The 12386-nt window shown below is 70.8% G+C and carries 13 protein-coding genes; 8 read left to right on the forward strand and 5 right to left on the reverse strand.

Annotated elements, in window-relative coordinates; genetic code table 11:
* Positions 1-68 precede the first annotated feature (68 nt).
* From IAI59_RS20635 to IAI59_RS20645, 3 genes are read left to right on the forward strand one after another with little or no spacing between them, the layout of a single operon-like run.
* The gene (locus IAI59_RS20635) at positions 69-1046 is read left to right on the forward strand and encodes a Bug family tripartite tricarboxylate transporter substrate binding protein (protein WP_207415389.1); all 978 of its coding nucleotides are present in this window, start codon (positions 69-71) and stop codon (positions 1044-1046) included.
* 23 nt (positions 1047-1069) lie between these two features.
* Positions 1070-2032: a Bug family tripartite tricarboxylate transporter substrate binding protein gene (locus IAI59_RS20640; protein ID WP_207415388.1), complete on the forward strand. Its 963-nt coding sequence runs from the start codon at positions 1070-1072 to the stop codon at positions 2030-2032.
* A 9-nt stretch (positions 2033-2041) separates the two neighbouring features.
* Positions 2042-2722 carry an isochorismatase family protein gene (locus IAI59_RS20645; protein WP_207415387.1) on the forward strand — a complete coding sequence of 227 codons (681 nt, stop codon included), beginning with the start codon at positions 2042-2044 and terminating at the stop codon, positions 2720-2722.
* A 9-nt stretch (positions 2723-2731) separates the two neighbouring features.
* On the opposite strand, the gene IAI59_RS20650 is transcribed toward IAI59_RS20645, so the two are convergent.
* Together IAI59_RS20650 and IAI59_RS20655 are read right to left on the reverse strand one after the other, a co-directional pair.
* A complete protein-coding gene (locus tag IAI59_RS20650; protein WP_207415386.1) occupies positions 2732-3535 on the reverse strand; it encodes a GntR family transcriptional regulator in 804 nt (267 codons plus the stop codon).
* Positions 3532-4731, reverse strand: coding sequence for an FAD-dependent oxidoreductase (locus IAI59_RS20655; RefSeq protein WP_207415385.1), 1200 nt, complete (start codon positions 4729-4731; stop codon positions 3532-3534). The genes IAI59_RS20650 and IAI59_RS20655 overlap by 4 nt, the downstream gene beginning before the upstream one ends.
* A gap of 203 nt (positions 4732-4934) precedes the next feature.
* On the opposite strand from IAI59_RS20655, the gene IAI59_RS20660 reads away from it, so the two are divergent.
* The 4 genes from IAI59_RS20660 to IAI59_RS20675 are packed head-to-tail and all read left to right on the forward strand — an operon-like array spanning position 4935 to position 8333.
* A complete protein-coding gene (locus IAI59_RS20660) occupies positions 4935-5951 on the forward strand; it encodes an ABC transporter substrate-binding protein (protein WP_207415384.1) in 1017 nt (338 codons plus the stop codon).
* On the forward strand, positions 5948-6739 hold the full coding sequence (locus IAI59_RS20665; protein WP_207415383.1) for an ATP-binding cassette domain-containing protein: 792 nt from the start codon (positions 5948-5950) through the stop codon (positions 6737-6739). The genes IAI59_RS20660 and IAI59_RS20665 overlap by 4 nt, the downstream gene beginning before the upstream one ends.
* On the forward strand, positions 6736-7560 hold the full coding sequence (locus tag IAI59_RS20670) for an ABC transporter permease (RefSeq protein WP_207415382.1): 825 nt from the start codon (positions 6736-6738) through the stop codon (positions 7558-7560). The genes IAI59_RS20665 and IAI59_RS20670 overlap by 4 nt, the downstream gene beginning before the upstream one ends.
* Positions 7557-8333 (forward strand): maleate cis-trans isomerase family protein, encoded by a 777-nt coding sequence (locus IAI59_RS20675; RefSeq protein ID WP_207415381.1) that lies wholly within the window; start codon positions 7557-7559, stop codon positions 8331-8333. The genes IAI59_RS20670 and IAI59_RS20675 overlap by 4 nt, the downstream gene beginning before the upstream one ends.
* An 8-nt stretch (positions 8334-8341) precedes the next feature.
* On the opposite strand, the gene IAI59_RS20680 is transcribed toward IAI59_RS20675, so the two are convergent.
* Entirely contained in the window at positions 8342-9796 is a 1455-nt protein-coding gene (locus IAI59_RS20680) for a class I adenylate-forming enzyme family protein (RefSeq protein WP_207415380.1), read from the reverse strand.
* Positions 9797-9870: 74 nt separating this feature from the next.
* On the opposite strand from IAI59_RS20680, the gene IAI59_RS20685 reads away from it, so the two are divergent.
* The gene (locus tag IAI59_RS20685; protein ID WP_207415379.1) at positions 9871-10737 is read left to right on the forward strand and encodes an amidohydrolase family protein; all 867 of its coding nucleotides are present in this window, start codon (positions 9871-9873) and stop codon (positions 10735-10737) included.
* Here IAI59_RS20685 and IAI59_RS20690 read toward each other — a convergent pair.
* Complete coding sequence (locus tag IAI59_RS20690) at positions 10719-11333, reverse strand: cysteine hydrolase family protein (protein ID WP_207415378.1); 615 nt, start codon at positions 11331-11333, stop codon at positions 10719-10721. The two genes, IAI59_RS20685 and IAI59_RS20690, sit on opposite strands and share 19 nt — an antisense overlap.
* A complete protein-coding gene (locus tag IAI59_RS20695; protein ID WP_207415377.1) occupies positions 11320-12336 on the reverse strand; it encodes an ABC transporter substrate-binding protein in 1017 nt (338 codons plus the stop codon). Before IAI59_RS20695 ends, IAI59_RS20690 begins: the two co-directional genes overlap by 14 nt.
* Between the last annotated feature and the right edge of the window lie 50 nt (positions 12337-12386).

The raw sequence follows: 12386 nt of genomic DNA on the forward strand, positions 1-12386 counted from the left end.
CGGCCATGACGGTCAACCGCCCCGCTCCATTCACCCCAGCAGGGCGCCCCGCCGCCCGGAGGATCGCCATGCAGCGCCGCACCGCCCTCGCCCTCCTGTCCGCCGCCCTGCTGCCGGCAGCCGCCGGCGCCCGGGCCCAGGGGGCTTGGCGGCCCAGCAAGCCGGTGACGCTGCTGGTGCCCTTTCCGCCCGGGGGCGCGACGGACCTTTGCGCCCGCGCCCTGCAGCCGGGCCTGCAGGCGGCGCTGGGGCAGAATGTGATCGTGGAGAACCGCCCCGGCGCCACGGGGGTGCTGGGCACCCGCGCCGTGGCCGCCATGCCGGGGGACGGGCATGTGATGCTGGTCAACGCCAGCGGCACCATGACCATCCAGCCCGTGGTCATGCAGCAGCCGGGCTTCGACCCGGTGCGGGACTTCAAGCCCGTCGTGCTGGCGATGAGCGCCCCCAACGTGATCGTGGTCCACCCTTCCGTGCCGGCGCGCGATGTGGCGGAGCTGAAGGCCTGGATGGCGGCGCAGGGGGACAGGCTGTCCTTTTCCTCCTCCGGCATCGGCTCCTCGGAACAACTCGGGATGGAACTGTTCCTGCTGCGCACAGGGCTGAAGGCGGTGCACGTGCCCTATGCCGGCGGCGCGGCCGCCATCACCGCCGTGATGCAGAACACCGTGCCGCTGTCCATGGTGAACTCGGGCACCGCCGCGCCGCAGATCGCCTCCGGCCAGCTGCGCATGGTCGCCGTGGCCGGCGCGCGCCGGCTGAGCTGGGCGCCGGAGGTGGCGACCATGGCGGAACAGGGCCTGCCGGACCTGCTGTCCCTGTCCTGGACCGGCGTGTTCGTGCCGGCCGCGACGCCCGACCCGGTGGCCGACGCCCTGCACGCCGCCCTGGCCACCACGCTGCGCCAGCCGGAGGTGGTGGAGCGGTTCGAGCGCATCCGCTTCGTGGTGGAAGGCGGCAGCCGCGCCGAGCTCGAAACGCTGGTGGCAGGCGACCTGGCGCGCTGGCGCGGCGTGGTGCGCGACGCCGGCATCGCCGTGAACTGACACCCCGCAACAGGAGCCGCACCATGCCCATGTCCCGCCGCGCCGTTCTGGCCGCCGCCGGCCTCGCCGGCTTGTCCCTCCCCGCCTTGGCGCAGACCGCCTGGCGCCCGGCCCGGCCGGTGCGGCTGGTGGTGCCCTTCACCCCGGGGGGCACCACGGACCTGCTGGGCCGCCTGGCGGCACGCGGCATCGAGACGGCGATGGGCATTTCCGTGGTGGTGGAGAACCGCGGCGGCGCCGGCGGCGTGATCGGCAGCGACGCGGTGGCCAAGTCGGCGCCGGACGGGTCGGTGATCGTGCTGTCCAACATCGCGTCCCAGGCCATCGGCCCGGCGGTGTCCAAACACGTGCCCTACGATCCCGTGCGGGACTTCACGCCCATCGGGCTGATCGCTGCCGTGCCCAGCGCCATCGTGGTGGCGGCGGATGGCCCCATCCGTTCGCTGCCGGACCTGCTGGCGCGCGCCAAGGGCGGCGCCATGCGCTTTGGCTCCACCGGCATCGGCACCTCCAGCCACGTGAAGCTGGAGCTGCTGAACCGCGCGGCGGGCGTGCAGATCCTGCACGTACCGTATCGCGGCTCGGCGCCCGCGGTGGTGGACGTGCTGGGCGGGCAGGTGGACGGGCTGATCGCCGCCGTGCCGGATGTGGGGCGCAACGACCGGCTGCGCATGCTGGCCGTGACCACGCCGGAACGCGCGCTGCGCTGGCCCGACGTGCCCAGCGTGCGTGAATTCGGGCTGGAGCCGCTGGTGGCCACCAACTGGTTCGGCCTGTCCGGCCCCGCCGGGCTGCCGGACACAGTGGCGGACACGCTGCACGACGCCCTGGCCAAGGGGCTGGCCGACCCCGGTATGACCGAGCGGCTGCTGGATTTCGGTGCCGGTCCCAACAGCATGAGCCGGCGGGACTACGCGGCGCTCACCGCCTCCGAGGTATCGCGCTGGGCGGCGATCGCGCGCGACGCCAACATCCAGGCCGAGTGAGCCGCCCGCATGCAGCACGACAACACCCTGCCGCCGGATGCGGTGCGGCGCGTGATCGCGCGCGCCGGCACCGCGCATCCCTTCGCGGCGCTGGATGCCGCGCGCACCGCGCTGGTGGTGATCGACATGCAGAACGGCTTCATGCGGGAGGATGTGGGCCACGCCGCCGTGCCCTACGCCCCCGGCATCGTGCCCGCCATCAACCGCCTGGGCGCGACCCTGCGCCAGAAGGGGGGCGGCGTTTTCTGGGTGCAGAACACGTCTGACGAACGGTCACGCCGCGAATGGTCGGTGCTGGACGGCATGGCGAGCCCCGAGCGCACCGCCGCGCGCACGCGCTCCATGTCCCCAGGCCGGGAAGGCCACGCCTTGTGGCCCGAGCTGGACATCGCCGCCGGGGACGCGGTGGTGCCGAAATACCGCTTCAGCGCGTTTATCCAGGGCAGCTCCGACCTGCCGGAGCGGCTGCGCGCGGGTGGCTTCGACACCGTGCTGATCGCCGGCACGGCCACCAACGTGTGCTGCGAATCCTCGGCGCGGGACGCGATGATGCTGAACTTCCGCACCGTCATGGTGTCCGACGCCAATGCCGCCATGACGGATGCCGCCCACATGGCCGCCCTGTCCAACTTCTACCTGTATTTCGGCGACGTGCTGACGGTGGCCGAGGTGGAGGCCGGGCTGGGCTGAGCGGCACGCTCAGTCCAGCGCCGCCTCCGTGGACCATGTCGCATGGCCGTTGCGGGAAGAGCGGCGCATGGTCATCTCGTATTCGTACATCTCCGGCCGGTACAGCGCCTGCAGGTATTCCACCGCGCGCCCGTCGCCGCCACGTACCACCCGCCGCACGCTGAGCAGGGCCGCGCCCACATGCACCCCCAGCGCCGCCGCCGTGGCGGGCTCCGCCAGCCGGGCAGAGATCAACTGGTCGGCTTCAACGGCCGAGGCACCGGCGGCTTCCAGCAGCGCCAGCAGCGGCCGGCGCAACAGGTCCGCGCGTTGAAAGGAGCGACCCACCGCTTCCGGCACCCAGGTGGTGAGGTGCGAAAAGGCGGCGCCGCCCTGGCTGCGCACCCGCACCGACTTCTGCACCACGGCGCCCGGCGCCACGCCCAGCGCCGCCGCCACGTCCGGCGGCGCGGGCAGGTAGCCGAAGTCCAGCACCCGGGCGGTGGTGCGCAGCCCCATGGCCAACAGGTCTTCCATCAACCCGCCGAGGTTGGAGCGCATGGGCGGCGCGGCGGCGGGGCGCGCGAAGGTGCCGGCGCCGCGCGCCCGGCGCACCAGCCCCTCCCGCTCCAGCTGTTCCAGCGCGCGGCGGATGGTGATGCGGGACACGCCGAAGGCCGCGGCCAGCTCGTGCTCGCCCGGCATCGCCACCTCGGGCGGCCACTGGCCTTCGCGGATCTGCTGCCGCAGCACCACGTAGACGCGGTGGTACAGCGGCACGGGGGAGCTGGCGGCGCCCTCCGCCGGCAGCCGCCCGGCGGGGCGTCCGCTCATTCCACGCGCGCCGCGGCGCGCAGGCCGGAGATCATGGAGGATCGCAACAGGTGCTCGCGCGCCGCCGCGGGGTCCCCGGCCGTGCGGCGCATGCCATCCAGCAGCTCCCGCCGCCGGTCGTTGTCGCGTTCGCGCATGCGGGCGCGGTTGCGGTCCGCCTGTGCCAGAATCTCGCGCTCCGCCACGGGGCGGCGGCGGCGGGTATAGCGGTCCAGCAGCGCCGGCTCCGCCGCGCCCCGGTGCACCTGCGCCAGCGTGTCCGCCAGCTCAAAGGCATCGTGGATGCCGCCGTTCATGCCCATGCCGCCGGACGGCGAATTCAGATGCGCGGCATCGCCCGCCAGCAGCAGGCGCCCGGCGCGATAATCGTCCACGATGCGCTGGTGGATGCGGTAAGGGCGCAGGTCCAGCACCTCGGCGTCCTCGTCGCGACCATGGATGGCGCGCAGCTTGCGGCGGATCGCCTCGGGCTGCAGCGCATCCTCAACGGATTCGTCGGGCGCGGTGTGCAGGCTGGCGCGCCACTTGCCCGGCACCTTCAGCAACGAGAAGGTGCCGGAAAACGCCGGGTGCGAGGTCCAGATATAGTTGACGTTGCTCAGGCCGGGCAGAGCTTCCTCGAACGGAAAGGTCGTGGTGGCCAGGATGGTGGTTTCCGGATAGGTTTCCCCGCTGAAGCCAAGGCCCATGGCGCGGCGCACCACGCTGCGCGCACCGTCGCAGCCCACCACCCAGGCGGCTTCGGTCGCCGACCCATCGGCCAGCCGCAGTGAGACGCAATCCTCCTGCTGCACTACCTCCTCCACCGCTGTGCCGAAGCGCACGGTGCCGGCCGGCAGCGCCGCCAGCAGCAGGCGAGACAGCTTGTGCTGCTCGGCCTGCAACCGGTAGGGGTGGGCAGTGTCGTCTCGCAGGACGGACAGGTCGAACTCCGCGCGCTCCCCTGTCTCATGCATGCGGATCTGCCAGGTGGGCGTGACCAGCCCCTGCGCCACCAGCGGCGCCGCGAGGCCGAGGCGGTCCAGGAAATCCAGCGTCGGCGGATGGAAGGTGGAAGCGCGCAACTCCTCCGCGATATCCGGACCTGCTTCCAGCACCTGCACGCGCAGCCCGGCCCGCACCAGCAGCAGTGCCAGCGTCAACCCCACCGGTCCCGCGCCAACCACCGCGACATCCCACCGCCTCGCACCGCTCATCCCGTGTCGTCCCGCTGAAGGCCGGCGCGGCCGGCTTTATCCGTCGCCAGGGGAGAATCCTCTTGGCAAGAGCAGCTTGTCCCAGTGTTATAACAAAATGCAAATGGGATTGCCCGGTGGGCCGCGCTGCGGCAGCGTTCCGATCCGGCCTGTGCCCCGCAAGCAAAAGGACGGACCGCATGACGGCTGACTGGAGAACCACCATGCCTTCCGGACCGGGCCGCCGCGTCCTGCTGCGCGGCGCGCCACTGCTGGCCTTGCCGATGGTGCTGCGTGGTGCACCGGCGCGCGCGCAGGCGGGCGAGCCGGTCACCATGATCACGCCTTTTGGATTCATCATCGACTTTCTGGAGATGATGAACGCCGTGGCGGGCGGGCACCTGCAGAAGCAGGGCTTCGCGCCGACGCTGCTGGGCGGCGCGGGTTCCGCGCAGGCGATCCAGCAGGTGGTGAGCGGGCGGGTGAAGATGCTGCGCATCGCGGGCATCGACATGATGAAGGCGACGGCGCAGGCCGGGCTGCCGCTGGTGTCCATCGCCACCATCTACCAGGGCAGCACCTTCTACATGGTTTCGTCAGGCGAGAAGCCGCTGGCGGACATCGCGGCGGTGGATGGCAAGCGAATCGGAATCGTGTCCGTTGGCGGCTCCACCGAGAACTTCCTGGACCTGATGCTGCGCAAGGGCGGCTTCGACCCCAAGCGCACCCGGCGCGAGGTGGTGGGCAACAGCCCCGGTGCGCTGGGCCTGGTGCAGCAGGGACGGATCGATGGCTTCATCGCCAGCACCAACGTGGTTGAGAATTTGAAGGAGCAGGGAGCCGCCTTCGAAGCCTGGTCCACCGACCGCTACGCGCCCATGCCAAGCCAGTGCTACGCCGTCAGCAAGGATAGCGCGGAGCGCGACGGGCCGCAGCTCGTGCGCCTCTTGCGCGCCATGCGCGCCAGCGCGGAGGAGCTGATGGCCCCGGACGTGGCGCCCATGATCCAGCGTGCCAGCCGCAGCTTCGAGGTCGCGGGCATCCGCAACATGCCTCTGACGGTCAAGACCTTCGAGGCGTCCCGCCGCGCCTGGCTCAGCCGCGGACGGGAGAACCTGTTGCGCAACCTGCCGGATCTGTTCGCCGATGGCGCCAAGGAGCTGGCGGATGCCGGCATCGTCACGATCCCCGATCCCACCGTGCTCTACGACAACCGCTTCATCGAGGAGGCCTTCGCGTGAACGCCGTCACCGAAATCGAGCTGGCCGGCGTCGAGAAGCGCTATTCCGTGCCCGGGGGCGGCGCCGTGCACGCGCTGTCCCACACCGACCTTTCCGTGCGCAAGGGCGAGTTCCTGGTGCTGCTCGGGCCGTCCGGCTGCGGCAAGACCACGCTGCTGCGTATGGTGGGCGGTCTGCTGGCCCCCAGCGCCGGCCAGATCAACATCGGTGGCCGTTCGCTGTGGCGCGGCACGGCGCGTGACCCGGCGGCGCTGAACGAGCTGGGCATGGTGTTCCAGGACGCCAACCTGTTTCCCTGGCGCAGCATCGAACGCAACGTGGCGTTGCCGCTGGAGCTGCGGCGCGTGCCGCGCGCCGCGCGGTTGGACCGCGCCCGCGCGCTGTGCCGCACCGTGGGCCTGGCGGGCTTCGAGAAGCGCTGGCCACGCGAGTTGTCGGGCGGCATGCGGCAACGCGCTGCCATCGCCCGCGCGCTGGCCGGGGACCCGGAGATCCTGTTGATGGACGAGCCCTTCGGCGCGCTGGACGCCATGACGCGGGAAGCGATGAACATCGAGACCCAGCGCATCTGGATGGAAACCGGCAAGACCGTGATCCTGGTGACGCATTCGATCAGCGAGGCTGTGTTCCTGGCGGATCGCGTCGTGCTGCTTTCGCCGCGCCCCGGGCGTATCGACAGCATCCACGAGATCGAGCTGCCCCGCCCCCGCACGCCGGAAACCCAGACCCTGCCCGCCTTCCAGGCGCATGTGCGTGACCTGCGGCGCCGGCTGGAGGCCGTTTCGTGAGCGACGCGACCTTGAGCACCGTTCCCCCCGCCGCCATGCCCGCGCGCCGTTCGCGGCCGCCGCTGGCACTTCTCACCTCGCCGCTGCTCGCGGTGGTGCTGATCGGGCTTTGGCACCTGTACGTGGTCCAGTCGGGCGTCTCCGCCTTTATCCTGCCCTCGCCGCTCGCGGTGTGGAACGCACTGCTGGAGCTGCTGGCCACGCCCTCCACCTGGACGCACACGCTGGCCACTGTGCAGGCGACGCTGGCGGGCTTCCTGATCGCGCTGGTGCTGGGCGTCGCCATGGGTGCGGTGCTGGCCAAGCTGCCGTGGCTGGAGCAGACGCTGAATCCCTTCATCGTCGCCTCGCAGGTGGTGCCCAAGGTGGCGCTGGTGCCGCTGTTCGTGGTGTGGTTCGGCTTTGGCATGACCAGCAAGGTCATCATCGCCGCCGTGATCGCCTTCTTCCCCATCTTCACCGGCACGCTGCGGGGCGTGAAGTCGGTGGACCTGGGGCACCGGGACGTGATGACCGCCTTCAACGCCTCGCCGCTGCAACGGGCACTGGCGCTCGACCTGCCCTCCTCCCTCCCATACATCCTGGTGGGCGCGGAGGTCGGCATCGTGCTGGCCATCATCGGCGCCGTGATCGGCGAGTATCTCGGTGGCAACCTGGGCCTTGGCTACCTGCTGATCGCCAAGATGAATGCCTACGAGACGGACATGCTCTTCGCCGTGATCGCGCTGCTGACGGCGGTGGGCTTCGGCTTCTACATCATCACCGTGGCGCTGCGCCGCGCCATCATCCCGTGGCACGAAAGCGTGGCGGGCGCGAAGTGAGCACCGAATACGCCCCGCGCGGCCTGGTCGGCGTGCTGACGCCCCAGGCCAACACCACGGTGGAGCCGGAATTCGCCCTGCTCTGCCCGCCCGGCTACGCCTTGCTCAATGCCCGCATGTGCAGCGGCAAGCCTACCATCGTGGCGCGGCTGCTGGATTACCTGGCGGGGCTGGACGGCGCCGCCGCGCAATTCGCCAACGCGCCGCTCGGCGCCATCGCCTTTGCCTGCACCGGAGCTTCCTACTTCGCCGGGCCGGCGGAGGAGGATGCGATCGTGGCACGCATGGAAGCCGCGACGGGCCACCCCGTTGTCACCGCCGCCCGCGCGGTGCGGGACGCGCTGGACGTGTTGGGCGCGCGGCGCATCGGCCTCGTCTCCCCCTACCCCGCCGACCTGACGGAAGCCGCACGGGGCTACTGGACCGCGCGGGGCTTCGAGGTCGCCGCCGTGGCGGGCGCCACGCTGCAGGAAGGCGCCTTCCACCCAATCTACGCCATGGCTGCCGACACGGCCGAACAGGCGCTGGCCGGGCTGCCGGAGGGCCTGGACGCGGTGGTGATGCTGGGCACCGGCATGCCGACGCTGCGGCCCATCCTGGCGTGTCCCCGCATCGGCGGTGCCCCCGTCCTGTCCTGCATGCTGGCGCTGGCCTGGCGCAGCATCGCGGCGGTGGATGGCCGCGCGCCGGAGACTACCGACCTGCTACGTTGGGTGGACGGCGCCCACTGGGGCCCACGCTACCGGGCCCTGCAGCAGGCCCTGGCGGCCTGAGGCGGCCCTCAGCCAGCCAGCGCCGGCAAAGCTGCCCGCACCACCTTGCCCCCCGTGTTGCGCGGCAGCGACGGCACAACCAGCAGCCGCTGCGGCTGCTTGTAGGGGGCAAGGCGCTGTTGCAGAACGACGCGCAGTGCGGCTTCCTCCAGCACCGCGCCAGGGGTGGCGACGACGGCTGCCACCACCACCTCGCCCAGCACGGGGTCGGGCAGCGGAAAGGCCGCGGCTTCCGCCACGCCGGAGCAGCCCAGCAGCACGGCCTCGATCTCCGCCGGATACACGTTGACGCCGCCGCGGATGATCACGTCCTTGGCCCGCCCGGCCAGTTGCACGTGGCCCGATGGCAGCAGCTTCGCCAGGTCGCCCGGCATGAACCAGCCCTGCGGGTCGGCGGGCACAATGCCGCCATGCTCATCCACAAGTGCGCTGGATACGCCGGGGCCGCGGTAGCGCAGCCGCCCCACGGTGCCACGGGGCAACGGCGCACCGGCGTCGTCGACGATCTCGATGTCCACCCGGAAGGCAGGGCGTCCCACGGTTTCCGGGAAGTCGCGTTGTTCCATGGCATGCAGCACGGCGATGCCCCCGCCCTCACTGGTCGCGTAGTAGTCGGTCAGCCCGGGCGACAGGCGCTCCAGCGCCCGCAGCCGTTGCGCCGGGTGCATGGCGGCACCGCTGGTGATCAGACGGCGCATCTCCGGCATCGCCGGGCCCTCGCCGGTCCAGCATTCCAGCATGCGCGTCACCTGCGTGGGCACCACGAAGGCGGCGGTGGCTCGCCGCGCCTGCGCCACCTCGATCACCTCCGGCGCACGGGCGGGGGGCGGGCAGAAGATCAGCGTGCCGCCACAGGCGAGGGTGCTCATGGCGAAGGAGCGCCCCCCACCGAAATAGAGCGGTGTCGCGAGCAGGAACCGGTCGGCGCCGCTCAGCCCGATGCCGCCCCATTGGGAAACAAAGCGCTCGTAGAGCTGGCGGTGCGACACCACGGCGCCGGTGGGCCGCCCCGTGGTGCCGGACGACAACGAGATCAGCAGCGACGCATCCTCATCGGCCGGCAGGTCCGGTGCGATAGGCGTGGTATGTTGCCAGTCCGACGCCTGAAAGATCGTGGCAGGCAGCGCGCCGGCGGCGGTGTCGCCGGGCTCCATCAGCACCAGGCGGCAGCGGAAGGCCTCCGCCACGGCGCGCTTTTCCGTTGGCGTCCAGCGGTGGTCCACCGGCACCACCACGGCGCCCAGCGCCGCCACGGCGTAGTGCAGCAGCAGATGGTCGGCGGTATCGGCCAGGCACAGCCCGACGCGGTCGCCGGCGCCGATGCCGAGCGTGCGCAACCGCCCCGCATAGGCCAGCATCCGCGCCGCCGATGTGGCGTAATCGGTTTCGGTCGTCCCCTCGATGGTCGCGGCGTGGGATGGCCGCGCGGCGGCGTGGGACAGGAGCAAGGAAGCAAGGTTCATGCGGCGATCCGGCGGTTGACGCGGCGGCCGAACTGCGGCCAAGGACAAGCAACGAGCAGGGAACAGGCAAGACGATGAGTGAGACGATCCGGGCGATCGACGCCGTGGTCAATATCTGGACACCGGAAGCGCTCGCGGCGCGCCCCGGCTGGGGCGGCGACTTCTTTGTCGGCAAGATGCGCGCGCAATCCGCGCTGATGGAAGGCCTGTCGCTGGAACAGATGATCGAGCGGATGGATGCCGCTGGCATCGAGCGCGCCTTCCTGGTCGCGCCGAAGTCGGGCCGCGTCGGCCTGCCCGGCTGCTACCACCTGCCCTACGGCATCGTCGCCCGCGCGGTGGAGCGGTTCCCCGACCGCTTCTACGGCCTCGCCGGCATCGACCCGACGGAAGGCATGATGGGCGTGCGCGCGCTGGAATCGGCGGTGCGGGACGATGGCTTCATCGGCGCGCATTGTTACCCGCATTGGTTCGAGATGGCGCCGGACCACGCGCGCTACTACCCCTTCTACGCCAAGTGCGTCGAGCTCGGCGTGCCCTACCAGCTTCAGGTCGGGCAATCCATGATCTACGCGGCCGAGCACCGCACGCAAAGCGTCGGCCGGCCGATCACGCTGGATGCCGTGGCCTGCGACTTCCCGGAGCTGAAGCTGATCGGCATTCATGTCGGTATTCCCTGGCATGACGAGATGATCGCCATGGCCTGGAAGCACCCCAACGTATTCATCGGCTGCGACGCGCACAGCCCCGCCTACTGGCCGGAAAGCTTCCGCCGCTACATCGACAGCTACGGGCAGGACAAGGTGATCTTCGGCACCGACTTCCCCGTGCTCGACTTCGCCCGCACGCGGCGGGAGATCGAGGCCATGAACTTCCGCCCCGGACCGCTGCGCAAGCTGCTGCGCGACAACGTGGCGCGCATCTACGGCTTGGCGGTCTGACACAGCGCCGCGCCGGCCTCCTCCATCCCGATCACGGGGGCGAAGCCGAAGGCCAGCGCGGACAGGGAGGCCGCGTGCCGCGCGGGGTCGAAGTCGCCGCAGGCCTCGGCCACCACGCGGATGTCGTAGTCCCGTTGCGACAGGTCCCGCGCCGTGGTTTCCACGCACATGGAGGTGGTGACGCCGCCTATCAGCACGCGCCGCGTATTGAAGGCGCGCAGCATCGCTTCCAGCGGCGTCGCGTAGAGCGCCGAATAGCGCGGCTTGTCGATCACGATGTCGCCCGCTTCCGCCTTCGCGGAGACGGAGAGCGCCACGTCCTCCGTGCCGGCGCGCAGGGCGCCGATGCGTGCCAGGTTGGGCCGCATGGCAAGGATGGTGCCGCCATCGGCATAGTCGGGGCGGAACATCATCCGGGTCCAGACCACCGGCACGCCCGCCGCGCGCGCCCGCGCGGCCAGCCGGGCACAGTTCCCCGCCGCGACCTTCAGGAGCGCGATGTCGCGCCCCTGTTGCGCGATGGAACCGTCGTCGTCGCAGAAGGCGCGCTGCAGGTCGATCAGCAGCAGCAGCGCGGGCACCTCAGCCGAAGGCAAGCTTGCGTGCCTTGTCGTCGTAGAAGGCGCGGTCGCGCGGCTCGGCGATGATGCCGGCCTTGACCATCAGCGTGCAGGCGCTGTCCCAGCTCTGCGGGTTACTGGCCAACTTGTCCCGGCGCGGTGCTGCAAAGGTGGTGTCCAGCCCATAGGCCAGCACCGATGCGCCCTTGTCCGGCCTGCGTGCCTCGGCAATCTCGTATTTCGTGGCCATGGAAGCCAGCACGGGGGCGAGGTTCGCCCTCTGCGCCTCCATGGCATCCAGCGAAGCCTGCACGCCACGCAGGAACTTCGCCAGCGCCTCGGTTTCCGTATCCAGCGTCGCCTTGGAGGTCAGGTACACCTGGCCCGGCACGGGAGCCACGGTGTCGGTGGACCACGCCAGCACCGGCTGCTTGTCGGTTTGCAACTGGAACACAGTGTCCGAGGTGGCGATGAAGCCGTCGATGCGCCCACGCTTGATGAATTCAAAGGCGGTGGGCGCGTTGCCGACCGCCTCGCGCTTAACATCGGCCTTGGGCACATCGCGCGAAGCCAGCATCATGTCCAACAGGTTTTCCGTGGCGCCGCCGGTGGACACGATGCCCATGGTCTTGCCCGCCATGTCAGCCGGCGTGCGGATCGGCTTGTCGGCGTGGCTGATCACGAAAAAGCCGTCGCGCTGATAGATCTCGCCGATCGCGACGATGGAAGGCTCGCGCGCATAGGCCTTGATCAGGTCGGTGCCGCCGGTGCGCGACAGCAACACGTTGCCCGCCGTCACCTGCTGCACCGACATGGCGGAGCCGCGCCCGCCCTCGACCTCCACGTCCAGCCCTTCCTTGGCGAAGAAGCCGCCGGTCTGCCCGTACAGCACCTCCGCGAAACCGAGGATGAAGCCGAAGGGCGTCAGGTACTTCACGCGCCGCAGCGACTGGGCGCGCGCCACGGCCGGCGCCATCAGCAGGCCGGCGCCGGCAGCCAGGAGGGCGCGGCGGGGCATCGCGAAGCAGGGCTGCGTCATGCGGGCATCCTTCGGTCGTGGCGGTGCGGGCGCCGAGGATAGGCAGGGAA

The organism is Roseomonas haemaphysalidis, from assembly GCF_017355405.1.
Taxonomy (GTDB): Bacteria; Pseudomonadota; Alphaproteobacteria; order Acetobacterales; family Acetobacteraceae; genus Pseudoroseomonas; species Pseudoroseomonas haemaphysalidis.

Excerpts from the sequence above, each read along its gene's own strand:
- IAI59_RS20640 (WP_207415388.1), top strand. The coding sequence starts at position 1,070 with ATGCCCATGTCCCGCCGCGCCGTTCTGGCCGCCGCCGGCCTCGCCGGC.
- IAI59_RS20635 (WP_207415389.1), top strand. The coding sequence starts at position 69 with ATGCAGCGCCGCACCGCCCTCGCCCTCCTGTCCGCCGCCCTGCTGCCG.
- IAI59_RS20645 (WP_207415387.1), top strand. The coding sequence starts at position 2,042 with ATGCAGCACGACAACACCCTGCCGCCGGATGCGGTGCGGCGCGTGATC.
- IAI59_RS20655 (WP_207415385.1), bottom strand. The coding sequence starts at position 4,731 with ATGAGCGGTGCGAGGCGGTGGGATGTCGCGGTGGTTGGCGCGGGACCG.
- IAI59_RS20685 (WP_207415379.1), top strand. The coding sequence starts at position 9,871 with ATGAGTGAGACGATCCGGGCGATCGACGCCGTGGTCAATATCTGGACA.
- IAI59_RS20680 (WP_207415380.1), bottom strand. The coding sequence starts at position 9,796 with ATGAACCTTGCTTCCTTGCTCCTGTCCCACGCCGCCGCGCGGCCATCC.
- IAI59_RS20660 (WP_207415384.1), top strand. The coding sequence starts at position 4,935 with ATGCCTTCCGGACCGGGCCGCCGCGTCCTGCTGCGCGGCGCGCCACTG.
- IAI59_RS20695 (WP_207415377.1), bottom strand. The coding sequence starts at position 12,336 with ATGACGCAGCCCTGCTTCGCGATGCCCCGCCGCGCCCTCCTGGCTGCC.
- IAI59_RS20650 (WP_207415386.1), bottom strand. The coding sequence starts at position 3,535 with ATGAGCGGACGCCCCGCCGGGCGGCTGCCGGCGGAGGGCGCCGCCAGC.